A 25,076-nucleotide genomic window follows, 5' to 3' on the forward strand; every position below is an offset into this window, starting at 1 on the left:
GCCCTGTCCCTGGCCTGTCCTTCAACTGTCGGAACGCCCGAAACCCCTCGCTCGGTTCCGCAGGCCGTGCGCCGGATAGGCTCGGGTGTGTGGAATCCGGGACTTCAGTGAGTCAGCAGCAGCGGCAGCCTTGGATTGTCGGGGTTTCCGGTGCTTCGGGCACACCATTTGCCGCCGCCGTGCTGCGCGGTCTGCTGGCCGCGGGGGAGAGCGTCGATCTGGTGGTGAGCCGGGCCTCGCGGCTGACGCTGCTGGACGAGACGGGGATCGCCTTCCGCGACGCGCACTGGCAGGAGGACCTGCGGAGCTGGCTGGCGCGCGGGGCGGACGGGAAACCGCACACCTTCGATGTGGAGGTCGACCGGGTGCGGCACTGGGCGGCCGGTGACCTCGCGGCCGGGCCGTCCTCGGGTTCGTACCCGGCGAAGGGGATGCTGATCGTGCCGGCCTCGACGGCCTGTGTGGCCGGAGTGGCGCTCGGGCTTTCGAAGGATCTGCTGCAGCGGGCCGCGAGCGTGACGCTCAAGGAGCGGCGGAAGCTGGTCGTCGCGGTGCGCGAGACTCCGCTGAACGGTCAGACGCTGAAGCATCTGGTGGCCCTGGACGAGGCGGGCGCCGTGGTGCTGCCCGCCTCTCCGGCGTTCTATGCAGGCGCGACGCACATCCAGGATCTGGTGGACTTCGTCGCGGGGCGGGTGCTGGACGCGGCAGGGGTGCCGCATCGGCTGTACCGCCGGTGGGAGGGGGAGCTCGGTGGCTCCCGTGACTGAGGCCGGGCCGGTGGGGCCGGGAGTCAGCGCTTCTTCGGGGCGCGCTGGGTGCGGGTCCTGTCGACCTCGCGCGCGGCGGCGGGCTGGTGGGCACGCGAGCGGTTGGCCAGGTCCTGCAGTTCGCGCATCCGGGCGTAGGCCATCTCGATCGTGTACACGGTGTCTTCACTCCTGAGGATTCGAAAGAACTTCTTTGAAAATCGGAAAGATCTGCAGGGTGTGAACCCTGCATGCCTTAGATTCTATACGTAAACTCGCGGTACTGCTGAACAATGGAAGGTTTCAGTCATATGGACGCGGTGGACAGGCAGCTCATTCAGGCCCTCAGGGAGAACGGCAGGGCCTCGTACGCCGAGCTGGGACGGCTCGTCGGGCTCTCCGGGCCCAGCGTCACCGACCGCATCAACCGGCTGGAAACCGCCGGTGTCATCACCGGCTACCGCGCCACCGTCGACGCCGCCTCGCTCGGTCTCGGGGTCACGGCCCTGATCGGCATCTCGCTCTCCGACGCCGCCGACCACGAGGACGTCGCACGCCGGCTCAAGGACCTCGCGGAGATCGAGGACTGCTGGTTCATCGCGGGCGACGACTCGTACATGCTCAAGGTGCGTGTCGGTGACGTCGACGGCCTGGAGAAGACCATTCGCAGGCTCAGCGGTACGAAGGGCGTCTCCCGCACCCGCACCACGATCGTGCTCTCCACCAAGTGGGAGAACCGGGTCGGGGAACTTCCCGAGGAGTCGTAGGCGTAACGTGGTGGAGCCCCCGGGTGACCCGGGGTTCCACCGGGTGTTCCGGGGGAGCGCACGTATCGCACAGCACGTCAGAGACATCTGGGAGGCAGCCGCATGGACGTCGGGCTCAAGCGCGAGCTGGAGGAGAAGGTCCGCGCAGGGGAGCGGCTGACCCGTGAGGACGGCATCGCCCTCTACGCGTCGGACGATCTGGCCTGGCTCGGTGGCCTCGCCCACGAGGTGCGCACGCGCAAGAACGGCGACGTCGTGCACTTCAACGTCAACCGGCACCTCAACATGACGAACGTGTGCACCGCGTCGTGTGCGTACTGCTCGTTCCAGCGCAAGCCGGGCGAGAAGGACGCGTACACCATGCGCATCGAGGAGGCCGTCCGTCTCGCGAAGGCGATGGAGGGCGAGAACCTCACCGAGCTGCACATCGTCAACGGGCTCCACCCCACGCTGCCGTGGCGCTACTACCCGCGCTCCCTCAGCGCGCTGAAGGAAGCCCTTCCGCAGGTCTCCCTCAAGGCGTTCACCGCCACCGAGATCCACCACTTCGAGACCATCTCCGGGCTCTCGGCCTCCGAGATCCTCGACGAGCTGATCGAGGCCGGTCTGGAGTCGCTGACCGGCGGCGGCGCGGAGATCTTCGACTGGGAGGTCCGCCAGCACATCGTGGACCACAACACCCACTGGGAAGACTGGTCGCGCATCCACCGCCTCGCGCACGAGAAGGGTCTGAAGACCCCGGCGACGATGCTGTACGGGCACATCGAGGAGCCGCGTCACCGCGTCGACCATGTGCTGCGGCTGCGTGAGCTGCAGGACGAGACCGGCGGCTTCCAGGTCTTCATCCCGCTGCGCTACCAGCACGACTTCGTGGACATGAAGGACGGCAAGGTCCGTAACAAGCTGCAGGCGCGGACGACGATGGCGACCGGTGCCGAGGCGCTGAAGACGTTCGCCGTCTCGCGTCTTCTCTTCGACAACGTCCCGCACGTCAAGGTCTTCTGGGTGATGCACGGGGTGCAGACCGCCCAGCTCGCGCTCCAGCACGGCGCGGACGACATGGACGGTTCGGTCGTCGAGTACAAGATCACGCACGACGCGGACAACTACGGCACGCCGAACAAGCTCGGCCGCGACGATCTGCTGGACCTGATCCGGGACGCGGGCTTCCGCCCCGTCGAGCGGAACACCCGGTACGAGATCATCCGCGAGTACCCGGGGCCGGACGCGGAGCGCCGCGAGTCGCCGCAGCCGATGCGGGTCTGACGCGGCCGGTTTGCTCCGCCGTCGAACTGCCCGGCGCGGATCTCTCTGTACGAAAGCCCCGGCCGCCGTCCCCGGCCGGGGCTTTCTCGCGTGGTGGACGGCGTTTGAGGCAACGCCACTGTAATGGCTAATCTGCCACTATGGCGCTTACATTTGAGGTGGATCCCAAGCTCGACAGCACCCTCCGGGACGGCATCTGTGCACTCTGGGCCGATGTCTCCAATGCGGGCGGCGCCGTCGGCTTCGTGCCGCCCGTCACCACTGAGGACATCCGGCCCGAGCTGGTCAAGCACCTCGTCTCGATGGCCGAGGGGCGCACCCGCCTGCTGGTCGGCTACGACGGCAAGGGCGCCGTCGCCGCCACGGCCTTCCTGGTCCGCAACACCCACCGGCTGATGTCCCACTGGCTCTGGCTCTACACGGTGATGGTCCACCCCGGCCACCAGGGCAAGGGTTACGGCCGCGCGCTGATGTCCGCCGCGGCGGAGGCTGCCCGCGGGACCGACGGCATAGAGGCCATCCGGCTCACCTGCCGGGGCGGAACCGGGGCCGACCGTTTCTATGGGGCGTGCGGATACAAGGAGGTCGGCCGGGTGCCCGGCGCGATCCGGGTCGCCGACGGGGACGACCGCGACGACATCATCATGCTGCTCCCGCTGGGCTGACTCACCGGCCTGCCCGCCGAAGTGATCGAATTCGGGGCATGCTTCACTGGTCGGGCAGGGTTGTCGTACGTAGAGAGAAGGCCAGCCGTGTCCGCTGCCAAGCCGAGCGCAACGATCCGGTACACGCTGATGCGCCTCAGTATCTTCGTCGGCTGTCTCGCCGTCGTCGCTGTGGCTGTCAGCTACGGTGCGCTGCCCTCCGGACTCGGCGGATCCAACGTCATGTGGATCATCCTGCTCGCTCTTCTGCTCTCCGCGCCCCTCAGCTATGTCCTGCTGCGCAAGCAGCGCGACGAGATGTCCATGCAGATTGCCCCCAAGATCGACCGTGCCAAGGCCCGGCTGGCGGCCAATCAGGGCCAGGAGGACGGCGTCGCCCCGTAGTGCCGTTGGTGTCGCGGTTCCGCGTGAGGGCGGGGTAAGGGTTCCGTAAGGTTCCTCACACGCGCACCGTGTTCGTTCGAAGCCCCAGTGCCGGAGCATGCGCTCCCGTGCTGGGGTCTCTGCATTCCCCGCGGCCCGGTCAGGGGTGTTCGAAGGCCACTTCCGGGCTGTCCGCTGTCGGGCCGGTCAGCAGTGACTCCGGTGTGCCTTTCGTCGGGGGTGAAACCGGCCACTCGGCGGCTCTGGAAGGCGTCTCCGGACGACGCGTGAGGAGCCTGCGCCGTACTCTTGCCGAGGAGTGGCGCAGTGGGGTGGGAGGAAGTCGGACGTGGGTGCTGTGAAGAGCAAACGGATGCCGCGCGCCGTGCGCGAGCAGCAGATGATGGACGCCGCGGTGCAGACTTTCGGGCAGCGTGGCTACCGGGCCGCCTCGATGGACGAGATCGCGGAGCTGGCCGGGGTGTCCAAGCCGTTGGTCTATCTGTACCTGAATTCCAAGGAGGAACTCTTCACCGCCTGTATCCAACGCGAGGCAAAGGCGCTGGTCGCGGCGGTGCAGTCGGAGGTGGAGCCGGGGCTGCCGGCGGATCGGCAGCTGTGGGCCGGGCTACGGGCCTTCTTCACGCACACCGCGCAGAACCCGGACGGCTGGGCGGTGTTGCACCGGCAGGCACGTACGCACGGGGAGCCGTTCGCCACCGAGGTCATGGTGCTGCGGGACGAGATCGTTGCGTTCGTGACGGGTCTGATCGGCGCTGCGGCGCGCGAGGCGCACCACGATCCGACGCTCCCGGACCGCGATGTTTCGGGCCTGGCGCAGGCGCTCGTGGGCGCCGCGGAGTCGCTTGCCGGCTGGGCGAACGACACCCCGGGCGTCTCGGCGAAGGAAGCTGCGGCCACGCTGATGAACTTCTCGTGGGCGGGCCTGGAGAACCTCATGCACGGCCGCCCGTGGGCGCCGCGGGCCCAGGCAGCCGCTCGGACGTAACGGCCGACCGGTCAGGACCGCGGCCGCGCACCGTCCCGCGCCGTCGACCCGGTGAGGTGGATGCGGCCGCTGCTACGGAGCTGAAAGGTGGTGCCCGCGCTGTCCGCCGCGTATGTCACGGTCGACGGGAGCAGGACCGGGGCCCTGAAGTCGGCCCGCACGTAACGGATCCTGCCCGGTTCGGGGGACTCGGCCAGGCAGCGGGCGACCGTCCACATGCCGTGAGCGATGGCCCTCGGGAAGCCGAACAGCCGGGCGGTGAGCGGATACAGGTGGATGGGGTTCCGGTCACCCGACGCGGCGCCGTACCGGCGGCCCAGATCGCCGGGCAGCCGCCACTCGGCGAGGGCGGGGAGTTCGACGGCGGGGAGTGCGGGGGCGGGGGGCCCGGCCGCGGCAGCGGGCGAGGCCCCGCGTGTCATGTGGCGGGAAAGATAGCCGCTGCGTGACTCCCACACCAGCTCGCCGCCCGACCGCGCCTCGGTCACCACCGTGACTTCGGTGCCCCGTCGATGAGTCGTCAACCCATCTGCGTAAACGGTCAGTTCGAGTGCATCCGCGGGGTGCGGTGCCCGGTGCCCGGTGATCTCGATCCAGGTGTGGACCAGCCCGGCAACGAGAAGCGGGAAGCTCCGCCCGGTCATCAGCCGCATCGCGAGCGGGAAGCCCAGCACATGCGGGTACGTAAGCGGCAGCGTGCCCGACTCGGAGAAGCCGCAGATCCTGCTGGACGAGGCGAGGGGGCCGGGCGCGATCCGTACGTCCCGGGCGACCAGGCGGTCGGCCGGCAGCGCGGCGCCGGACCGGCCCGCCCGTTTGAACGGGGACGTGACAGCGCCGCGTATCAGTGATGCCGTCAGACCTCGGGAGGTGGCGGTGGCCGGCATCGGCGTCACGCCCCGAGCAGGTTCTGGCCGCAGACCCGCACGATCTGGCCGTTCACGGCCGTCGAAGCGGGCTGGGCGAACCATGCGGTCGTCTCCGCGACATCGACCGGAAGGCCGCCCTGCGCCAGGGAGTTCATCCGGCGGCCCGCCTCCCGGATGAAGAGCGGAACCGCCGCGGTCATCTTGGTCTCGATGAATCCGGGGGCGACCGCGTTGACCGTGACGCCGTGGTCGGCGGCGGCGCGCGGGGCCAGGGAACGGACCGGGCCGATGATGCCCGCCTTGCTGGCCGCGTAGTTCGTCTGACCGTTGTTGCCCGCGATACCGGCGATGGACGCGGTGGCGACGATCCGGCCGCCCCGGTTGATGGTGCCCGCCTTGAGCAGCGCGTCCGTGGTGCGCAGCACGCTGTCGAGGTTGACCTCGACGACCTGGGCCCAGCGGTCGGCGGGCATGTTGGCGAGCCGCCGGTCGCGCGTGACGCCCGCGTTGTGGACGAGGACGTCCAGGCCGCCGGGGACCGCGGCGGCGATCCGCTCGGCGGCGTCGTCCGCGGTGATGTCCAGCGGCAGGGCCGACGCGCCGAGCCGGTCGGCGGTACGTGCCAACTCGTCCTGGGACTGCGGGATGTCGAGGCAGATGACCTGCGCGCCGTCCCGCGCCAGGACCGACGCGACCGAGGCGCCGATGCCGCGCGCCGCACCGGTGACCAGTGCGGTGCGCCCGGCGAGAGGCGCGGCCCAGTCGGCGGTCGGATCGGGCGTGGCGCCGGTGAGTTCGACGACCTGGCCGCTGACGTACGCGGACCGGGGCGAGAGCAGGAACCGGAGAGTGGACTCGGCCGAGGCGGTCGCATCCGGTTCGATCCGGAGCAGCTGGGCGGTGGCGCCCCTGCCGATCTCCTTTCCGAGCGAGCGCACGAACCCCTCAAGGGCCTGCCGGGCGGCCGCCTGATGGTGGTCGTCGGCCGACGGCCGCACCCCGACGACCACGATCCGGCCGCCCGGCGCCAGCGCACGTACGACAGGATGCAGCGCGGCGTGCACGTCCCCGAGCCCGGCGGCGGTGGCAACTGCCGTCGCGTCCACCACGATTCCCGCGGGACGGGGCGCCTGTCCGGCGCTCCGGACCACCGTGAGGCCGGTCGCGGCGAGAACCGCACCCAGCTCCTGCGCAACGGCGGAGTCCCCGGCAGCGAGGTGCAGCAGCGGAGTCCCCGGCAGCGAGGTGCAGCAGCGGGCCGTCCAGTGACTGCGTCTCCAGCGACCAGCGGCGCAGCCGCGCCGGCTGCGGCAGGCCGAGCTTCCCGGTCAGAAATCGGCCGGGTGCTGTGCCGGTGAAGTGCAGATAGCGGTCGGCCATTGTCCAGACTCCCTGCGCGGTCGTAGATTTTACTGCGGAGTAAGGTTACTCAAGAGTCAGGAGCAGGTCGAGATGAGTTGGTCGAGATGATCCCCCTTGCTCGCCCACAGCCGCGCCGGGTCGCGGTGATCGGCGGCAGCCTTATCCCGTTCGCGCGCTCCGACGGCCCCTACGCACACTCCTCCAACCAGGAAATGCTCACCGCCGCACTGAACGGTCTGGTCGAGCGGTTCGGGCTCCAGGGGCAGCAGGTCGGTGAGTTCGTCGCGGGCGCCGTCCTCAAGCACAGCCGGGACTTCAACCTGGCCCGCGAGACCGTCCTCGGCTCGGCGCTCGACCCGCGCACCCCCGCGTATGACATCCAGCAGGCCTGCGGCACCGGCCTCCAGGCCGTCATCGCCGCCGCCGACAAGATCATGCTCGGCGCGCTCGACTCAGCGATCGCGGGCGGCACGGACACCACGAGCGACGCGCCCCTCGGCGTCAACGACCAGTTGCGCAGACCGCTGCCGGCAGCCCGGCGGGCTCCGTTCGCCGCGGCCGGAGCGCGGATCGTCGCCACCCTCGCCGAACTGCTTGCCGAGCGGGAAGGTCCGGGCCGCGGACTGATCTCGATCTGCGCAGCGGGCGGCCAGGGAGTCACGGCGATCCTGGAACGCCCCTGATTTTTGAGCCCTTTCAGCGATCGAGGACATCTTCAAGCCCGACCGGCGGCCGAGGACGAAACGGCCCCCCGGACGGGCCGGCCGAACCGCCCTTCCCCCCTGTTGAGGAGCCGCTCGTGTCCACGCCAGCCTTTGCCACCGCACCTGCCGCGCCGCCCGCCGTACCCGCCCTGGTCGAGCCGACGAAGGTCAGGGCGGCGGACGGAACGGTGCGGCAGGTCTCCGTACCGCCGCTCGCGCCGCCCGTCCGGCGCGGATCGCTCGCCGAGATTCCCTTCGACAACGCCCGCGAGGCCCCGGGCGACGCCGTCCTCAGTCGCAAGCAGCCGGACGGCAGCTGGCAGGACGTGACGGCCGAAGAGTTCGCCGGTGAGGTGCTCGCCGTCGCCAAGGGCCTGATCGCGGAGGGCCTGCGGGCCGGTGACCGGATCGCGATCATGTCCCGTACCACGTACGAATGGACGCTGCTCGACTTCGCGGGCTGGGCCGCCGGACTCGTCACCGTCCCCCTCTACCCCACGTCCTCCGCCTTCCAGGCCCGCTGGATCCTCCAGGACTCGGGCGCCGTCGCATGCGCCGTGGAGACGGCGGACGAAGGCCGGCTGATCAGCCAGGAACGCAAGCAGCTCGGCGATCTCGCCCATCTGTGGCAGTTCGACACCGGCGCGCTCGGCCGGCTGAAGGCGCTCGGCAGGGACGTCCCCGACGACGCGGTCGCCGCCCGCCGGGCCGGCCTGGAACCGGAGACACCCGCCACCCTCATCTACACCTCGGGCACCACCGGACGCCCCAAGGGCTGCGTCCTGACCCACGGCAACTTCTTCGCCGAGGTCGACAACGCCATCGAACTCCTCCACCCCGTCTTCACATCGGTCAGCAAGGAACCGGCCTCGACGCTCCTCTTCCTGCCGCTGTCGCACGTCTTCGGGCGGATGGTCGCGATCGGCTGTCTGCGCGCCCGGGTCCGGCTCGGCCACGCCCCGTCCATCCGGACCGAGGACCTCCTCGCCGACCTGGCGGGTTTCCGGCCCTCGTTCCTGCTGGCCATCCCGTACGTACTGGAGAAGGTCTACAACACCGGCCGGGCCACCGCCGAGAAGATGGGCCGCGCCTCGTCGTTCGATCGCGCCGCGAGAATCGCCCAGCGGTACGGGCAGGCCGTCGAGGCCGCCGAACACGGCACCGGCCCCGGACCGGGCTGGGGCCTGCGGGCCGCCCGGGCTCTGTACGACCCGCTGGTCTACCGCCGCATCCGGGCGGCCCTCGGCGGACACGTCCGGTACGCGATCTGCGGCGGCTCTCCGCTGGGCCGCCGGCTCGCGTCCTTCTACGCGGGCGCGGGCATCGAGATCTTCGAGGGGTACGGGCTGACGGAGACCACCGCCGCCGCCACCGTCACCCCACCGCTCAAACCGCGCCTCGGCACGGTCGGCTGGCCGCTGCCGGGCACCGCCGTGCGGATCGCGGACGACGGCGAGGTGCTGCTCAGCGGTGGCCAGGTGTTCCGCGGCTACTGGGACACCGAACGCGGCGCGCCCGTCCCCGCACTGGACGGCGGCTGGTTCGCCACCGGCGACCTGGGCGCCCTCGACGAGGACGGCTACCTCACCATCACCGGCCGCAAGAAGGAAATCATCATGACGACGGGCGGCAAGAATGTCGCCCCGGCGCCGCTGGAGGACTGGCTGCGCGCCCACCCGCTGGTCAGTCAGTGCATGGTGGCCGGCGACAACCGCCCGTTCATCACCGCCCTGATCACCCTGGAGCCGGACGGGCTCCTGCACTGGCGGCAGATGCGCAAGAAGCAGGACGTGCCGATCCGGGACCTGGTGGCGGACGAGGAGCTGCGCGGTGCGCTCCAGCGCGCGGTCGACGAGGCCAACCGCCTGGTCTCGCGCGCCGAGTCGATCCGCAAATTCGTCGTGCTGCCGGTGGACTTCACGGAGGAGGGCGGGCATCTGACGCCGTCCCTGAAACTGAAGCGGGATGCGATCCTGCGGGACTTCGAGGCGGAGATCGAGGCGCTGTACCGGAGGTAGACGGACGGTCCCGACGGGACGGGGTAGTCAGCCCGACGGCGCGTCAGCGGTCGCGGCAATTCGTTGAGAAACCTGCGTGAGCGTGACCGGGAATGCCACCGCGGCGGCCTTCGGCAGGGGCGTGGGCGACCGTGCGGGGCGGTTGCGGGCGGAGGCCCTCGCCGCTCCCGGACGGACCGCCCGGACACCCCTTCGCGGCCTTTCCGTATGCGTCCTGAGCTGGGCTTTTGTGCAGTGCAGCCCTACCGTGTCCCCATCGTGAAAGGGGATCCGATGGACCGGAACATACGCACGGTCGACGACGTTCTGAAGCTGATGGACGGCCTGTTCGCGCCGGAGGACGATCGCTGGACGGCGGACGGGGCCGGCTGGTGGGACGGTTTCTACACCGACCGCTCGAAGCCGGTGCCGTTCTTCGTGGCGAAGCCGGACGAGAACCTGGTCTCGTACCTTGACCGATCCCTGATCACGCCGGGCCGGGCGCTCGACCTCGGGTGCGGTCCGGGCCGCAACGCCCTTCATCTCGCCTCCCTGGGTTTCCAGGTGGACGCCGTCGACCTCTCCCCGGCAGCCATCTCCTGGGCCGAGGAGCGCGCCCGTGAGGCCGGGGCCGACATCCGGTTCCGCTGCGGTGATGCCTTTGCCCTCACCGACGCCGAGCTCGGCGGTCCGTACGACCTGATCCACGACTCCGGCTGCTTCCACCACCTGCCGCCCCACCGCCGCATCAGCTACCTGGCGCTGCTCGACCGCGCTCTCGCCCCCGGCGGCCATCTCGCCCTCACCTGTTTTGCGTCAGGAGAGATGGGCTCCGAACTCCCCGACGAGGCGTTCTACCGCCAGTCCTCCGGCCTGCACGGCGGACTTGCCTACACGCCGGAGTCCCTGCGCCGGATCTTCTCCGAACTCACGGAGGTCGAACTGCGCCGCATGCACGACGAACCCCCCGAGTCGCCGTGTTTCGGTGAGCCGTTCCTGTGGACGGCCCTGTTCCGCCGGGACGGCCAGGTTCTGCCCGGTTGACCCTGCCGGGGCCGACTGCAGGTCAGAGGACGCAGAACTCGTTGCCCTCCGGGTCGGCCATCTCCATGTGATCGGGGCGGCCGTCCATCTCGTGCTCGCGCACCACGGTCGCGCCGGCGGCGGTCAGGCGCGTGACCGCCTCGGTCACGCGCGGCCACCGCACCTCCCACGGCGTCTCGCGGCCGCCGCCGGCCTGTACGTCCAGGTGAACGCGGTTCTTCGCCACCTTCGGCTCCGGCACCTTCAGGAAGGACAGCGTCGGCCCCACCCCGTCCGGATCGCACAGGTACGCGCCGTCGTCCCACTCCTCCTCCGGGATGCCGTGGTGGGCGAACCACTCCTCCCAGCTCCCGAAACCGGCGGGCGGGGGCTTCGGTACGTAACCGAGGGCAAGGGCCCAGAACTCCGCCAGCCTGGTCGGGTGCGCGCAGTCGAGCGTCACGGTCCACCTGGTCGACATGGTGGTTCCTCCTCGGTCCGGGTCGATGAGGGGCACCGTATCGTGCACCTCTGACACCCCGGCGCCCCCGGAGCTACCAGGCCGCTTCGTTCTCGGGGACCTGGGACTCCCCCTGCCAGTGGAGCACCGCTGCGACGAGGGCGGAGACTGCGAGCGGCACCCACAGCAGGAGCAGCTGCGTGCTCCACCAGATGTCCGCGATCCTCAGCACACCCGAGATGTCCGCGATCCTCAGCCCAACCCAGAGCGCGAACATGGCGCACCACACGACCAGGGCCGTGAGCAAGGATCTGTTCCGGGCCTTGGCGAGTCCCACGCGCCGGCGGACGACCTGCTCCATCTCCGGGCGCCTGTGCCACGTCAGGCCCGCGTACCGGGTGCCGGCCGCGCGGATTGCCGCGACCTGGGCGCCCACGTCGTCCATCTGCCAGTTGTTGACGTGAGGGAGAGCGATGGCTCGCCCGTTCGCGGTGCGCACATAGCCGTACAAGTCGAAGCTGCCTGGCGAGCGGCCCGGCAGATTTTTGACGGCCACGATCCAGGCCAGCCGGCGTGTGAACACGGCCTTACGCACGACGATGCCGCCAGGGCCCACGAGAGTGTGGCCACGGCGCATGTGGAGCACCCACCACGCAGCGAGGAGAAGCAGGAAAGGAAAGGTGATGTGCCAGGGCTGGACGGCCAGATGTGTGCGATGGGCGGCCTGTACGGCCACGATCGCGAACGGGATAACCATTTGCCGGTAGAACGCGTTCGGAGGCCGTCTTCGTCTGCGGTATTCGAGCACTTGCCTGCCACCCCCTCGTCGGCCCCGCCTGGCCCCGAAGTCCTAGCCCAGACACCAGGGAACAAGTAACCCGCCAGTAGGTTCTGGGCCCGTTTCCCGGGGGTGGTACGCCTCGTTGGGCAGTCCGAGTGGATGCCCGGGAGGTCGACGGCAAAGGGGCGGGTGTGCGGCAGGAGTGGTCGCCGGAAGAGTTGCTGGCGAGCTGGACCCTGGTGGACGGCGACTGGAAGCTCGTGGCCAACAAGACCGGGCCGACGACGCTCGGCTTCTGCCTGATGTTGAAGTTCTTCGAGATCGAGGCCCGGTTCCCGGAGTTCATCGAGGAGTTCCCTCAGCCCGCGGTGGAGTACGTCGCGGGTCTGGTGGTGCCGGCGGCGGAGCTGACGAAGTACGACCTGGCGGGCGCGAAGCGGCACCGCAAGCAGATCCGTGAGGCCCTGGGGTTTCGTCCGTCGACGCTCGCCGACGAGGAGTCGCTGATTGCGTGGCTGGCCGCGGAGGTATGCCCGGTTGAACTGGTGGAGGACCGGCAGCGCGAGGCCCTGCTGGTGGAGTGCCGTACGCGGAAGATCGAGCCGCCGGGCCCGACCCGCGTTGAGAAGGTCCTGGTCGCGGCTCGGGGCAGGTGGGAGCGGGCGTTCTGCGCCCGGACCATCGAGCGCCTGGGCACGGTGGTCCGGGCCCGGCTGCTGGCGCTGGTGGCCGAGGGGAACGATGAGGGCACCGCGCTGCTGGCCGCGCTCAAGCGCGACCCGGGAGCTGTCGGTCTCGATGCCCTGCTGATGGAGATCATCAAGCTCACGTCGGTGCGGGAACTCGGGCTCCCGAAGGGGTTGTTCGCGGACTGCTCGGAGAAGCTGGTGGCCGCGTGGCGGGCGCGGGCGATCAAGATGTACCCCTCGGACTTCCGCGACACGGCGGAGGACGTACGGATCACTCTGCTCGCGGCGCTGTGCTCGTCACGTCAGGCGGAGATCACCGATGCCCTGGTCGACCTGCTGGTCGCCCTGGTTCACAAGATCAACGCTCATGCGGAGCGGCGGGTGGAGAAGCAGCTCACCGCCGAGTTGAAGAAGGTCCGCGGCAAGGAGGGCATCCTCTTCAAGCTGGCGACGGCCGCTGTCGACAAGCCCGACGAGGTCGTACGCCGGGCCCTGTTTCCGGTGGTCGGGGAGAGGACGCTGCGTGAGCTGGTGGCCGAGGCGAAGGCGAACGAGAAGGTCTTCAAGGCGAAGGTCCGCACTACCCTGCGCTCTTCGTACAGCTCCTACTACCGGCAGATGCTGCCGCCGCTGCTGAACACGCTGGGCTTCAAGTGCAACAACACCGCCTACCAGCCGGTGATGGACGCAATGAAGCTGCTGAAGAAGTACGCCGATGTCGACGGCAAGACCCGCTTCTACGACAGCGCCGAGGACGAGGCGCCGATGTACGGCGTGGTACGCAAGGACTGGCGTGAGGCGGTCGTCGACGACAAGGGCAGGGTCGAGCGCATCCCGTACGAGCTGTGTGTGCTGGTGGCGCTGCGGGATGCGGTGCGCCGCCGGGAGATCTACGTCGAGGGCGCGGCCCGGTGGCGGAATCCGGAGGATGACCTGCCCGGTGATTTCGAGGCCACCCGCGCCGTGCACTACGCCGCGATCCGCCAGCCGCTGAACCCGCGCACGTTCATCGCGGATCTGAAGAAGCGGATGACCGCGGGCCTGGACGGGCTCACCGCCGCGCTCGCGGACGGCAGCGCGGGCGGGGCGAAGGTCACCACCCGTCGAGGCGAGCCGTGGATCACCGTGCCGAAGCTGGAGCCCCTGGCCGAGCCGACCGGCCTGCAGGCGTTGAAGGACGAGGTCGTACGGCGCTGGGGTGTCCTGGACCTGCTGGATGTGCTGAAGAACGCCGAGTTCATGACCGGCTTCATCGACGAGTTCTCCTCCGTGGCCGCCTACGAGCGCATCGACCGGGACGTGCTCCAGCGCCGGCTCCTGCTCGCGCTGTTCGCGCTGGGCACGAACATGGGGATCCGCGCGATCGTGGCGACCGGCGAGCACGGCGAGAGCGAGGCGGCACTGCGGCATGTGCGCCGGCACTTCATCACCGTCGACAACCTCCGGGCCGCCGTCACGAAGTTGGTGAACGGCACCTTCGCCGCCCGCGATACCGCGTGGTGGGGCCGCGGTACGGCGTGCGCGTCGGACTCGAAGAAGTTCGGCTCCTGGTCCAGCAACTTCATGACCGAGTACCACGCCCGCTACGGCGGCAACGGCGCGATGATCTACTGGCACGTCGAGCGGAAGAACGTCTGCATCTACTCCCAGCTCAAGTCCTGTTCGTCGTCCGAGGTCGCGGCGATGATCGAGGGACTGCTGCGGCACTGCACGGACGCCGAGATCGAAGCGAACTACGTCGACACGCACGGGGCGTCCGTGGCCGGCTTCGCGTTCACCGAGCTGCTCAACTTCCGGCTTCTGCCCCGCTTGAAGAACATCGGCAGCATCCGCCTGTACCGCCCGGACGACACCCCGCCCGGCTGGCCGGCGCTCGGCGCCTCGCTGACGCGGCCGATCCGCTGGGAGCTGATCGAGCAGCAGTACGACCAGATGGTGAAGTACGCGACTGCGCTTCGGCTCGGGACGGCGGAGGCCGAGCAGGTGCTGCGGCGCTTCACCCGCGGCGGCCCCAAGCACCCCACCTACGCCGCGCTCGAAGAACTCGGCCGCGCCGTACGTACAGTCTTCGCCTGCGACTACCTCGCCAGCCCCGGCCTGCGTCGCGAGATCCACGGCGGGCTCCAGGTCGTGGAGAACTGGAACAGCGCCAACACCGTGCTCCACTACGGCAAGGACGGCGCCCTGACCGGCCCGGACAAGGAACACGCCGAGACCTCGATGCTCGCCCTGCACCTGCTCCAGTCCGCGCTCGTGCACGTCAACACCCTGCTGCTGCAGCAGGTCCTTGCCGAGCCGGCGTGGGCGAAGAAGCTCACCGACGAGGACCGGCGCGGCTTGACCGCGCTGTTCTGGTCCAACGTCAACCCGTACGGCACCTTCCGCCTCGACATGGACAAGCGCCTCGAGCTCGGGCTGTCCGCCGGCGTGCCCCGCACCCGAGCTCCGGCGGGCGCGGGGCTTGAGCAGCAACCGAACCGTCAGTGGCGTTAGCGAGCCGTCGGGGCGCGTGTTATCGCCACTGACGGTTCCGATGCGGAAGGCCGCAGGTTAGGAGAGGTAGGTCCAGGTGGTGCCGGTGCCCTTGTACTCGGTGACGCTGATCGGCTGGATGCCCTCGCTCATACGGGCGGTGTAGAGAGCCCCATACAGGTGGTCGACCTCGTGGCAGACCAGGCGGGCCATGGCGTCGGTGAACACGGTGACGGTGCGGACGCCGTCCAAGCCCGTGTGCTCGACCTCCAGCCAGCGCGGGCGGGGCACCACGCTGCGGAAGGCTACGCAGTGGCCGCTCGGGATGATCTCGCTCGGAGCGAGTAGAGGATCGGGAGGTAGGTGTCACCGAACGGGAACCGACAAGTGCCGTCGGGTCCTTGAGGCAGGATGCGACGTCCGGGGAATTCGGCCTCGGTGTGCTCGACGAGCCGGTCGACGATCAATCCCGATCCAGCGGCCGCTGTCACGATCTCGCCCACCGAGTGCGGGTACTGGACCACCTCCTGTGCGGTCATCGGCAGGTCCGGGTCCGCATATGTGTCCGTTACGACCTCACGCTGGGGCTCTCCTCCGCCGTAGGGCCAGTCGGCCACGAGCGGCTCGTAGGTGGCCAGGGTCTGGTAGGCGGGATGCAGGTCGACCAGCACCAGCCTTCCACCCGGCCGCAGTGCCATCGCCGCACCACGCATCCACGCGCCAAGGTCCCCGATCCAGCACAGCACCCCGTAGGTGGCGATCACCAGATCGAACCTACCCGCCAGGCCGGACGGTAGGTTCTGCGTGTCCGCCTCGACGAAATCGGCGGTCAGCCCGGCGAGCTCGGCCAGCTCGCGTGCCCGGACGATCGCCGTCGACGAGAAATCGACACCGGTGACCCTGGCACCCAGACGAGCCCAGTTGAGTGTGTCCATGCCGAAGTGGCACTGCAGATGCAGCACATCCTGTCCGGTCACATCACCGGCCAGTTCCAGCTCGATCCCATAGAGCGTCTGCCGGCCCGCCAGGAACGAATCGACGTCGTAGAGCATGTCGTTGGGAGTCGTGCCATGCGTCCGGGCACGGGCATCCCAAAGGGCCCGGTTCACGCCGAGCCCGTCGTCGGGAGAGTTTCCGTTCATGTCCGCAGTGTGGCAGGCCGATTCGAGCGAGCGCCGACACCTGGTGGGTGTTGAGAATCGATCGTCTGTCGACACTCCGGCTGGCGATAGCGAATCCGCAGGTGGGCAGTGTCGGCAACTCGCGCCGGAAATCAACGTCGGAGAACGACCCTTCGGGTAGTTTCCGACAATGCTCATCGGCTACTGCCGCACATCGACGGCCGACCAGAACCCCGATCATCAGATCGACGCACTACTCCGCCACGGCGTCGGCCGCGACAACATCCACGTCGACGTCGCCAGCGGCGCGAAGGCGTCCCGCCCGAAGCTCGATCTCGTCATGCAGCTGCTGCGCGAGGGCGACACGCTGAAGGTCACCCGGCTCGACCGGCTCTCCCGCTCCGTGCTGCACCTGGTGACCCTCGGCGCGGAGCTGCGCGAGCGCGGCATTGGCCTGCACGTCATTGAGCAGGGCATCGACACTGCCACCATGGAGGGGCGGGCCATGTTCGGGATGCTGTCCGTACTGGCAGAGCTCCAGCGCGAGCTGATCGTGGCGAACACGAACGATGGGCTCGCCTCCGCGCGGGCCCGGGGCCGGGTCGGCGGGCGCCGGCCGAAGCTCACCAAGGACCAGGCCGCACTCGCCCAACGGCTCCACGACGAGCGGGAGAAGACCGTCCAGCAGATCGCCGACATGTTCGGCGTCCCGCGGTCCACGGTGTACGGGCACCTCGACAAGACCAGGACCGTGCCTCGCCAGCCAAAGAAGACCGCGGTCACGAAGCCCTGAAAGCTACCGGCGGGTTACTTGTTCCCCGGTGCCCGGGCTAGGACTCCGGGGCCATACATGTCCGCGAACATCCCCGGCGGAAACAGAGCCTCGCGATGTTCGGCCAGGAACGCGAACACACTCCCAGCCGGGATCAACTCCCGGCAGGTCTCCCACACATCCGGCCCGACCATCTCCCCAGCCCATTCCCCCTGCATGCCTACAAGACTGGCCCCAACTCCACCGAGCCGGGGCCAGAACCCGAGATTTTCAGCAGTCTTCCAGGCTGGTACCGGCTTCCACCGCCGTCCATGGCTGACCCGCCCCCGGGCGATGGATCCGCTGCTCTCCCTCCCTCTTGTCTGATGCACCGTCAGGTACGACGATGGCACCCGCCTCGAAAAATGACGGATCGTCAGGTCGGGTCGGGGCGGACACGGAGGAAGGGAGGCGACCCGGTGCCGATACTGCCCGCCGGGCGGCTGTCGTACGGGATGCAGCTCCCGGTCCAGTCGCAGAGCACCATCTATACGGAAGCGTGGGAGGCCTCGGCCGGACCCGGTGATCTCGCCGAGATCGCCCGCACCGCCGACCGCACCGGCTTCGCCTACCTGGCGAGCTGCGACCATGTCGCGATTCCGCGGCGGCTCGCCGAGGTCATGAGCACCGTCTGGTACGACCCGGTGGCCACCCTCGCCTTTCTTGCGGGGATCACCGAACGTGTCCTGCTGATGAGCCATGTCGCCGTCGTCGGGCTGCGCCACCCGCTCGCCACCGCCAAGCAGTACGCCACCCTCGACCACCTGTCCGGCGGCCGGCTGATCCTCGGGGTCGGGGCCGGGCACGTGCGGGAGGAGTTCGAGGCGCTCGGGGCGGACTTCGACGGGCGCGGCGGCGTGCTCGACGAGACCATCGACGCGCTGAAGGCCGCGCTCGGGCCGGAGGAGTACCCGGAGTTCGCCGGGGAACGGTTCTCGTTCAGCGGACTCGGGCAGCGGCCGCGGCCCGCGCAGGAGCGGGTGCCCGTCTGGGTGGGCGGGTCCTCGCCCGCCGCCGTGCGCCGGGCCGCGCTGCGCGGTGACGGATGGCTGCCGCAGGGGGATCCCCGGGACCGGCTGCCGCGGCAGATCGCCAGGGTGCGGGCGTTGCGGGCGGAGGCCGGAATCGAGCAGCCGCTGGTCGTCGGTGCCATCACCGAGCCGCTGTACGTGGGGGAGCCGGCATGGGCCGTGGGGCGGCGCACGCTCAGCGGGAAGCCGGAAGTCATCGCCGAGTCGCTGCACGCGTACGGGGCGATGGGCGTGCACCAGATCCAGGTGCGGTTCCGCAGCCGGAGCCGTAGCGAACTGACCGATCAGATGTCGGCGTTCGCCGCTGATGTCGCTCCCTACCTCGACCAGCAGTAAGGAGTACGGACATGGGCAAGCTGGATGGGCGCACCGTCCTCATCAGCGGCGCCGCACGCGGGCAGGGCGAACAGGAGGCGCGGCTCTTCGTCGCCGAGGGCGCGCGGGTGGTGATCGCCGATGTGCTCGACGACCAGGGGGAGGCCCTGGCGAAGGAGCTGGGGGAGGGGGCCGCCCGGTTCGTGCATCTCGATGTGAGCCGGGAGGAGGAGTGGCAGAGCGCTGTGGCCGTCGCCAAGGGCGCCTTCGGGAGGATCGACGGGCTGGTCAACAACGCGGGGATCCTGCGGTTCAACGAGCTGGTGTCCACACCTCTGGAGGAGTTTCAGCAGGTCGTGCAGGTCAACCAGGTCGGCGCCTTCCTGGGGATCAAGAACGTCGCGCCGGAGATCGAGGCCGCGGGCGGCGGGACCATCGTCAACACCGCCTCGTACACCGGACTCACGGGGATGGCCTTCGTGGGGGCGTACGCGGCGACCAAGCATGCCGTGCTGGGGCTGACCAGGGTCGCGGCGGTCGAGCTCGCGGCGAAGGGGATACGCGTCAATGCCGTCTGCCCCGGGGCCGTGGACACCGCGATGACCAACCCGGCCGCGCTGGACCCGGCCGCGGACCCGGAGGAGTCCAGGGCGGCGGTGGCCGGGCTCTACAAGAAGCTCGTGCCGCTCGGGCGGATCGGGAAGCCGGAGGAGGTGGCGGCCCTGGCGCTCTTCCTGACCTCGGACGACTCCTCGTACATCACCGGGCAGCCGTTCGTCATCGACGGCGGGTGGCTGGCGGGTGTCAGCCTTTTCTGAGGGCGTCAATAGCTGACGGAACGTCAGCTATTGACGGGTCGGACCGTCGGTGGAACAGTCGGTCGCATCACAATCTGACGGTGTGTCAGAAATGATTGAGGACGGTGAACCCCCTTGGAATTCGGGCTGTTTGTACAGGGGTACGTACCCGCCGCGCGCGCCGAGGTCGACCCCGAGGCGGAGCACAAGGCGCTGATCGAGGAGACCGAGTACGTCATCCAGGCGGACAAGTCCGGCTTCAAGTACGCCTGGGCCTCCGAACACCACTTCCTGGAGGAGTACTCGCATCTCTCGGCCAACGACGTGTACCTGGGGTACCTGGCGCACGCCACCGAACGGATCCACCTCGGCTCCGGGATCTTCAACCCCCTCGCCCCCGTCAACCACCCCGTGAAGGTGGCCGAGAAGGTAGCCATGCTCGACCATCTCTCGGAGGGGAGATTCGAGTTCGGCTCAGGGCGCGGGGCCGGCAGCCACGAGATCCTCGGATTCATGCCGGGCATCACCGACATGAACCACACCAAGGAACTCTGGGAAGAGACCATCGCCGAGTTCCCCAAGATGTGGCTCCAGGACGAGTACGTCGGCTTCCAGGGCAAGCACTGGTCGCTGCCGCCCCGCAAGATCCTTCCGAAGCCGTACGGGAAGTCGCACCCGGCGATGTGGTACGCGGCCGGATCGCCGTCCTCGTACGCCATGGCCGCCAAGAAGGGGCTCGGCGTGCTGGGGTTCAGCGTGCAGAAGGTCTCCGACATGGAGTGGGTCGTCGACTCGTACAAGACGGCCGTCAAGGACGCGGAGCCGGTCGGTGACTTCGTCAACGACAACGTCATGGTGACGTCGACGGCCATATGCGCCGAGACGCACGCCAAGGCCGTGGAGATCGCGGTCGGCGGCGGGCTCAACTACCTGCAGTCACTGCTGTTCCGCTACCACGACACATTCCCGAGGCCCGAAGGCATTCCGGAATGGCCGGAGCTGCTGCCGGAGTACAGCGAGGAGATCATCGAGCTGCTGATCGCCGAGGAGCTGATGATCTGCGGTGACCCGGACGAGGTGCTGCGGCAGTGCAGGCGGTGGGAGCAGGCGGGGGCGGATCAGTTGAGCTTCGGGCTGCCGATCGGGATCAGCCGTGAGGACACGATGAACTCGATCCGGCTGATCGGGGAGCATGTGATTCCGGAGATCGACACGGATCCGGTGCACCGGACCACGCGGTTCCGCACGGCGGCGTAGGCGGGGGCGCTGCCCCCGGATCCCCGCTCCTCAATCGCCGGAGGGGCTTGAGCTGGAGCGGCGTCTTCCCGGACCGTCGCTCCGCGAGCCGGGGTGCGTACCGCGGTCGTACGCACCCCGGCTGCATCCCCGTACAGAACAGAAGGGAACCCGACATGTTCGACCACCTCATCCGCGGAGCGACCGTCGTGGACGGCACCGGTGCTCCCTCGTACGCCGCCGACCTCGGGATCCGCGACGGCCGCATCGCCGTCGTCGACGAGCCCGGCACCTTCACCGAGGAGGCCGTGACCTCGGAGGACGCCACCGGACTCGTGCTCGCCCCCGGCTTCGTCGACCCCCACACCCACTACGACGCCCAGCTCTTCTGGGACCCGTACGCCACCCCGTCCATGAACCACGGTGTCACCACCGTCGCCGGTGGCAACTGCGGGTTCACCCTCGCCCCGCTCCACCCCGACCGGCCCGACGACGCCGACTACACCCGCCGCATGATGTCCAAGGTCGAAGGCATGGCCCTCAAGGCACTGGAGGAGGGCGTCGACTGGTCCTGGTCCACCTTCCGCGAATACCTCGACGCGCTCGAGGGGCGGATCGCCGTCAACGCCGGGTTCATGGTCGGCCACTGCGCCCTGCGCCGCCACGCCATGGGGGCCGACGCCGTCGGCGGACAGCCCGGACCCGCCCAGCTCGACGCGATGCTGCGGCTCCTCCACGACGCAATGGACGCCGGGGCCTGGGGTCTGTCCACCACCCAGTCCGCCACCCACTCCGACGGCGACGGCAAGCCCGTCGCCTCCCGGCACGCGCTGCCCGAAGAACTCCTCGCCCTCTCCCGCGCCGTCGGCGAACACGAAGGCACCCAGCTCGAAGCGATCGTCGCGGGCTGCCTCGACCAGTTCTCCGACGACGAGATCGGCCTCCTCGTCGACATGAGCGCCGCCGCCGGCCGCCCCCTCAACTGGAACGTCCTGACCATCGACGCCGCCGTCCCCGAACGCGTACCGCGCCAGCTCGTCCCCAGCGAACGCGCCCGCCGGGCGGGCGGCCGGATCGTCGCGCTCACCATGCCGATCCTCACGCCCATGAACATGTCGCTCGGCACCTTCTGCGCCCTCAACCTCATCCCCGGCTGGGGCGAGATCCTGTCCCTTCCCGTCCCCGAACGGATCGAGCGGCTCCGCGACGCCGCCACCCGCGCCGAGATGCTCCGCCGCGCCGACAGCAAGGAGGCCGGTGTCTTCCGGCGCCTGGCCGACTTCGGCCGGTATGTCATCGGCGACACGTACAGCGCGGCGAACGAGGGCCTCAGCGGGCGCGTCGTGCGCGACATCGCCGCCGAGCGCGGGCAGGACCCGTTCCACTGCCTCGTCGAGATCTGCGTCGCCGACGAACTCCGAACGGTGCTGTGGCCCATGCCCACCGACAACGACCCGGACTCCTGGGCGCTGCGGCAGCGGACCTGGCAGCACGAGGACGTCATGCTCGGCGGCTCCGACGCGGGCGCCCATCTGGACCGGATGTGCGGAGCCCCGTACACCACCCGCTTCCTCGGCGACTGCCTGCGCGGCCGGAAACTCGTCCCCCTCGAACAGGCCGTCAAGATGCTCACCGACGACCCCGCCCAGCTCTTCGGGCTGCGCGACCGGGGCAGGATCCAGGAAGGTTTCCACGCCGACCTCGTCCTCTTCGACCCCGAGCGCATCGACGCCGGGCCCGCCACCCTCGTACACGATCTGCCCGGCGACAGCCCACGCCTCGACTCCAAAGCCATCGGCATCGTGTCGGTCCGCGTCAACGGCGTCGAGACGCTGCGCGACGACAAGGTGACCGGCGCGGTCCCCGGTACGGTGCTGCGCTCCGGCCGCGACACCCGGACGGTGAGCACACAATGACCACCACCCCCCAGCGCCTCTTCATCGGTGGCGAGTGGACCGAACCCGACCACGGCCACTACGAGGTGATCAACCCGGCCACGGAGCAGGCCGTCGGTCTCGCACCCGAGGCGAGCCGCACGCAGGTGTACGCGGCGGCCGCCGCGGCCCGCGACGCCTTCCCCGCCTGGTCGCGGACCCGCCCCGAGGAGCGCGCCGCGATCCTCGACCGCGCCGCCGACCTGATGCACCGTGACTTCGCCGCCAACGCCGCACTCGCCCGGGCGGAGAGCGGCGCGACGACGGGAACGGCCCGGTCGATGCAGGTCGCCGTCGGAGCGGCCCGCTTCCGGCGGTACGCGAGGGGCGCCCTGGAGCCGGTCGAGGAGGCGATCGCGCCGCAGATCAACGAGGCCGGTCCGATGGGCCGGGCCGGTGTCTTCGGCGCGATCGCCGTACGCCAGCCGGTCGGCGTCGTCACCTGCATCACCTCATACAACAACCCGTGGGCCAATCCGGCCGGCAAGGTCGCCCCCGCGCTCGCCATGGGCAACACGGTCGTCGTGAAGCCCGCCCCGCAGGACCCGCTCTCCGTCTACCGGATGGCTGAGGCCCTTGCCGAGGCGGGCGTGCCGGCGGGCGTCGTCAACGTCGTCACGGGATCGGGCCCCGATGCCGGTGAGGCGGCCGTCGACTCTCCGGACGTCGACATGGTCAGCTTCACCGGTTCCACGGCCGTCGGACGGCGTATCGCCGAGGTGTGCGGGCGAGGGATGAAGCGCCAGCTGATGGAGCTGGGCGGCAAGGGCGCCGCGGTCGTCCTCGACGACGCCGACCTGGACGCGGCGGTGGCGGGCATCGGCACGACGTTCTCCTTCTACAGCGGCCAGATCTGTACGGCTCCGACGCGCGTCCTCGTCCAGCGCGGCAGCCATGACGCGCTGGTCGAGAAGCTCGTCGCATATGCGGGCCGTCTGACGGTCGGCGACCCGGCGGCGCCGGGCACGGTCGTCGGGCCGGTCATCTCCGCGGCCCACCGCGACCGCATCGAGGCCTACGTCGATCTGGGCCGGAAGGAGGGCGCGCGGGTCGTCACGGGCGGCGAGCGGCCCTCCCACGTCGACCGGGGCTTCTACGTCGCACCGACGCTCCTCGCCGACTGCACCAACGACATGCGGGTCGTCCGGGAGGAGATCTTCGGCCCGGTCGTCGTGGTCGTCCCCTTCGACGACGAGGAGGAGGGCATCGCACTCGCCAACGACAGCGACTACGGACTGATCGACTACGTGTGGTCCGGGGACGTGGCCCGGGCCTTCCGGGTGGCGCGCCGGCTGCGCGCCGGCGGGGTCGGGGTGAACACGATCGGCCGGAACATGGAGGCGCCGTTCGGTGGGTTCAAGAGGAGCGGAGTCGGGCGCGACGTCGGCTCGTACGCGCTGCACGCGTACAGCGAACTGCAGGCGATCGTCTGGCCGGGCTGAGCATCGACCCGGCATGCCTCATGATCTGCTTCGACTACGCGCTGACGGCCTTCGCCTGCGCCTGGTACTTCCGCGCCGAACTCACCCGCTCCACCCGCGGCCTGGTCTTCAAGGACCACTTCCCGGTCGTCGGCGGCATCCTGCTCACCGCGGTCTTCTCCAAGACCCTCTACGACATGTGGGACCCGGCCTACGGCTCCGGCTCGTCGGTCCTCGGCGTCGGTTCGGTGTTCGTGACCGGTGTCGGGCTTCTGCTGCTCGGCGTGCTCCTGATGCTGGTGATGCAGCGCAGGAGTCCTTCGTTCTTCCGCGGCGAGGTGCTGACGAAGGAGACTCCGGCGCTGGTCGCCGAGGACTGAGCGGCTGCCCGCGGGCGTATGCGGCGCGGTGCGGACAGTTCTCAGGCAGCCGTGCGCCAGTAGCCCAGCGCGTTCACCCGCTCCTTGGCGACGGCCAGTTCCTTGCGTACGTACGTGGCCAGGGAGCGCGTCGTCGCCGTGTCGCACGCGATCCAGACGTATGCCTGGGACGGGTCGCCCAGCAGCGCGGGCAGAGCGGTCTTCACCTGGTCGACCAGGTGGGCGCCCGCGTCGCGGCGCGGGACCCTGTGCAGGGTGTGGCAGTCCGGGTCCAGCCGGAACGGCAGTTCCTCGTCGGAGGCGTGCGTCGTCTCGAACCAGATCGTCGCCGGGGTCCGCGGAACCGCGTCCAGCAGGGAGTTGATCGCGGGCAGCGAGGCCGGGTCGCCGATCACGAAGAGCCGGGCGGGCCGCGGCTCGGGCAGGGTGAAGCCGGTGCCCTGGAGCGTCGCCTCGATCGTGTCGCCGGGCTGTGCCTTGCGCGCCCAGTCGCTCGCGGTGCCGTCGTGCAGGGCGAATTCGAGACTGAACGTCCCGGCGGCCGGGTCCGGGTCGACCAGGGTGTAGGCGCGCTGGTGCGGCTTGCCCGCCCGCTCGAACCAGATCCTGACCCACATCGTGGGGTGCGCGCCGCCGGTCGCGGCGAGCAGCCCGCCGTCGGTCAGATGCACCCGGCGGAAGTCGTCGGTGACCTGTTCGGCCCCGGTCACGGTGAACTCGAAGTCCCTCCCGCGCATCAGCTTGAGGACGACGCCCTCCCAGCCATGTCCCACAGCTGTCTCCTCCCCAGAGAACCATCTCAGATCGCTTTTAGGTTAGGCTAACCTAAATTTCGGGGGCGAGGAGTCGAGCGA

23 protein-coding genes and 2 pseudogenes are annotated in these 25,076 nt (G+C 69.6%); 17 read left to right on the forward strand and 8 right to left on the reverse strand.

Translation table 11 applies throughout. From position 1 onward, the window contains the following. Window positions 1–107: 107 nt before the first annotated feature. Window positions 108–770: a UbiX family flavin prenyltransferase gene (locus tag ABZV38_RS14860; protein WP_030928013.1), complete on the forward strand. Its 663-nt coding sequence runs from the start codon at window positions 108–110 to the stop codon at window positions 768–770. A 23-nt stretch (window positions 771–793) separates the two neighbouring features. On the opposite strand, the gene ABZV38_RS14865 is transcribed toward ABZV38_RS14860, so the two are convergent. Further along, on the reverse strand, window positions 794–928 hold the full coding sequence (locus tag ABZV38_RS14865; RefSeq protein WP_356327206.1) for a hypothetical protein: 135 nt from the start codon (window positions 926–928) through the stop codon (window positions 794–796). A gap of 132 nt (window positions 929–1,060) precedes the next feature. Here ABZV38_RS14865 and ABZV38_RS14870 point away from each other — a divergent pair, with 132 nt between their 5' ends. The 5 genes from ABZV38_RS14870 (at window position 1,061) to ABZV38_RS14890 (ending at window position 4,819) form a co-directional block, all read left to right on the forward strand. Next, complete coding sequence (locus tag ABZV38_RS14870) at window positions 1,061–1,516, forward strand: Lrp/AsnC family transcriptional regulator (protein WP_030928011.1); 456 nt, start codon at window positions 1,061–1,063, stop codon at window positions 1,514–1,516. A 102-nt stretch (window positions 1,517–1,618) separates the two neighbouring features. Continuing rightward, window positions 1,619–2,782, forward strand: a complete 1,164-nt coding sequence (gene mqnE, locus ABZV38_RS14875; RefSeq protein WP_313937840.1) for an aminofutalosine synthase MqnE — start codon at window positions 1,619–1,621, stop codon at window positions 2,780–2,782. 140 nt (window positions 2,783–2,922) lie between these two features. Further along, window positions 2,923–3,447, forward strand: a complete 525-nt coding sequence (locus tag ABZV38_RS14880; RefSeq protein WP_356327207.1) for a GNAT family N-acetyltransferase — start codon at window positions 2,923–2,925, stop codon at window positions 3,445–3,447. Window positions 3,448–3,534: 87 nt separating this feature from the next. Then, window positions 3,535–3,831 (forward strand): DUF4229 domain-containing protein, encoded by a 297-nt coding sequence (locus ABZV38_RS14885; RefSeq protein ID WP_356327208.1) that lies wholly within the window; start codon window positions 3,535–3,537, stop codon window positions 3,829–3,831. Between the two features lie 352 nt (window positions 3,832–4,183). Then, window positions 4,184–4,819, forward strand: a complete 636-nt coding sequence (locus ABZV38_RS14890; RefSeq protein WP_356327256.1) for a TetR/AcrR family transcriptional regulator — start codon at window positions 4,184–4,186, stop codon at window positions 4,817–4,819. 11 nt (window positions 4,820–4,830) lie between these two features. Here the strand turns inward: ABZV38_RS14890 and ABZV38_RS14895 are convergent, their stop codons facing one another. Next, complete coding sequence (locus ABZV38_RS14895; protein ID WP_356327257.1) at window positions 4,831–5,706, reverse strand: MaoC/PaaZ C-terminal domain-containing protein; 876 nt, start codon at window positions 5,704–5,706, stop codon at window positions 4,831–4,833. Between the two features lie 5 nt (window positions 5,707–5,711). After that, window positions 5,712–7,068 (reverse strand): annotated as a pseudogene (locus tag ABZV38_RS14900) (3-oxoacyl-ACP reductase). Window positions 7,069–7,154: 86 nt separating this feature from the next. Here ABZV38_RS14900 and ABZV38_RS14905 point away from each other — a divergent pair. From ABZV38_RS14905 to ABZV38_RS14915, 3 genes are all read left to right on the forward strand, one after another. Further along, the gene (locus ABZV38_RS14905) at window positions 7,155–7,733 is read left to right on the forward strand and encodes a beta-ketoacyl synthase N-terminal-like domain-containing protein (protein ID WP_356327209.1); all 579 of its coding nucleotides are present in this window, start codon (window positions 7,155–7,157) and stop codon (window positions 7,731–7,733) included. Between the two features lie 116 nt (window positions 7,734–7,849). Beyond that, window positions 7,850–9,772: an AMP-dependent synthetase/ligase gene (locus ABZV38_RS14910; protein ID WP_356327210.1), complete on the forward strand. Its 1,923-nt coding sequence runs from the start codon at window positions 7,850–7,852 to the stop codon at window positions 9,770–9,772. Between the two features lie 273 nt (window positions 9,773–10,045). After that, window positions 10,046–10,795 (forward strand): class I SAM-dependent methyltransferase, encoded by a 750-nt coding sequence (locus ABZV38_RS14915; RefSeq protein ID WP_356327211.1) that lies wholly within the window; start codon window positions 10,046–10,048, stop codon window positions 10,793–10,795. Between the two features lie 22 nt (window positions 10,796–10,817). Here ABZV38_RS14915 and ABZV38_RS14920 read toward each other — a convergent pair whose 3' ends face one another. Then, window positions 10,818–11,255 (reverse strand): VOC family protein, encoded by a 438-nt coding sequence (locus ABZV38_RS14920; protein ID WP_356327213.1) that lies wholly within the window; start codon window positions 11,253–11,255, stop codon window positions 10,818–10,820. A gap of 73 nt (window positions 11,256–11,328) precedes the next feature. After that, window positions 11,329–11,991 (reverse strand): hypothetical protein, encoded by a 663-nt coding sequence (locus ABZV38_RS14925; RefSeq protein WP_356327214.1) that lies wholly within the window; start codon window positions 11,989–11,991, stop codon window positions 11,329–11,331. A 179-nt stretch (window positions 11,992–12,170) separates the two neighbouring features. On the opposite strand from ABZV38_RS14925, the gene ABZV38_RS14930 reads away from it, so the two are divergent. Next, window positions 12,171–15,197, forward strand: a complete 3,027-nt coding sequence (locus ABZV38_RS14930) for a Tn3 family transposase (RefSeq protein WP_356327215.1) — start codon at window positions 12,171–12,173, stop codon at window positions 15,195–15,197. Between the two features lie 57 nt (window positions 15,198–15,254). On the opposite strand, the gene ABZV38_RS14935 is transcribed toward ABZV38_RS14930, so the two are convergent. Both ABZV38_RS14935 and ABZV38_RS14940 read right to left on the reverse strand, forming a co-directional pair. Then, the gene (locus tag ABZV38_RS14935) at window positions 15,255–15,470 is read right to left on the reverse strand and encodes a peptide deformylase (RefSeq protein WP_356327216.1); all 216 of its coding nucleotides are present in this window, start codon (window positions 15,468–15,470) and stop codon (window positions 15,255–15,257) included. Window positions 15,471–15,481: 11 nt separating this feature from the next. Further along, window positions 15,482–16,318: a methyltransferase domain-containing protein gene (locus ABZV38_RS14940; RefSeq protein WP_356327217.1), complete on the reverse strand. Its 837-nt coding sequence runs from the start codon at window positions 16,316–16,318 to the stop codon at window positions 15,482–15,484. Between the two features lie 169 nt (window positions 16,319–16,487). On the opposite strand from ABZV38_RS14940, the gene ABZV38_RS14945 reads away from it, so the two are divergent. From ABZV38_RS14945 to ABZV38_RS14975, 7 genes and pseudogenes are all read left to right on the forward strand, one after another. Beyond that, a complete protein-coding gene (locus tag ABZV38_RS14945; RefSeq protein WP_356327218.1) occupies window positions 16,488–17,090 on the forward strand; it encodes a recombinase family protein in 603 nt (200 codons plus the stop codon). A gap of 437 nt (window positions 17,091–17,527) precedes the next feature. Beyond that, complete coding sequence (locus tag ABZV38_RS14950) at window positions 17,528–18,475, forward strand: LLM class F420-dependent oxidoreductase (protein WP_356327219.1); 948 nt, start codon at window positions 17,528–17,530, stop codon at window positions 18,473–18,475. 11 nt (window positions 18,476–18,486) lie between these two features. Continuing rightward, on the forward strand, window positions 18,487–19,272 hold the full coding sequence (locus tag ABZV38_RS14955) for a glucose 1-dehydrogenase (RefSeq protein WP_356327220.1): 786 nt from the start codon (window positions 18,487–18,489) through the stop codon (window positions 19,270–19,272). Window positions 19,273–19,386: 114 nt separating this feature from the next. Next, window positions 19,387–20,508 carry an LLM class flavin-dependent oxidoreductase gene (locus ABZV38_RS14960; RefSeq protein ID WP_356327221.1) on the forward strand — a complete coding sequence of 374 codons (1,122 nt, stop codon included), beginning with the start codon at window positions 19,387–19,389 and terminating at the stop codon, window positions 20,506–20,508. A 155-nt stretch (window positions 20,509–20,663) separates the two neighbouring features. Beyond that, window positions 20,664–22,403 carry a D-aminoacylase gene (locus tag ABZV38_RS14965; RefSeq protein ID WP_356327222.1) on the forward strand — a complete coding sequence of 580 codons (1,740 nt, stop codon included), beginning with the start codon at window positions 20,664–20,666 and terminating at the stop codon, window positions 22,401–22,403. Beyond that, window positions 22,400–23,863 carry an aldehyde dehydrogenase family protein gene (locus tag ABZV38_RS14970; RefSeq protein WP_356327223.1) on the forward strand — a complete coding sequence of 488 codons (1,464 nt, stop codon included), beginning with the start codon at window positions 22,400–22,402 and terminating at the stop codon, window positions 23,861–23,863. Before ABZV38_RS14965 ends, ABZV38_RS14970 begins: the two co-directional genes overlap by 4 nt. 17 nt (window positions 23,864–23,880) lie before the next feature. After that, a pseudogene (locus tag ABZV38_RS14975) lies at window positions 23,881–24,222 on the forward strand (amino acid transporter); the annotation flags it as partial. Between the two features lie 41 nt (window positions 24,223–24,263). Here the strand turns inward: ABZV38_RS14975 and ABZV38_RS14980 are convergent. Continuing rightward, on the reverse strand, window positions 24,264–24,995 hold the full coding sequence (locus ABZV38_RS14980) for a siderophore-interacting protein (RefSeq protein ID WP_356327224.1): 732 nt from the start codon (window positions 24,993–24,995) through the stop codon (window positions 24,264–24,266). Window positions 24,996–25,076: the final 81 nt, after the last annotated feature.

The sequence above is a fragment of the Streptomyces sp. NPDC005181 genome (assembly GCF_040608395.1).
In the GTDB taxonomy this organism is placed as follows: Bacteria; Actinomycetota; Actinomycetes; order Streptomycetales; family Streptomycetaceae; genus Streptomyces.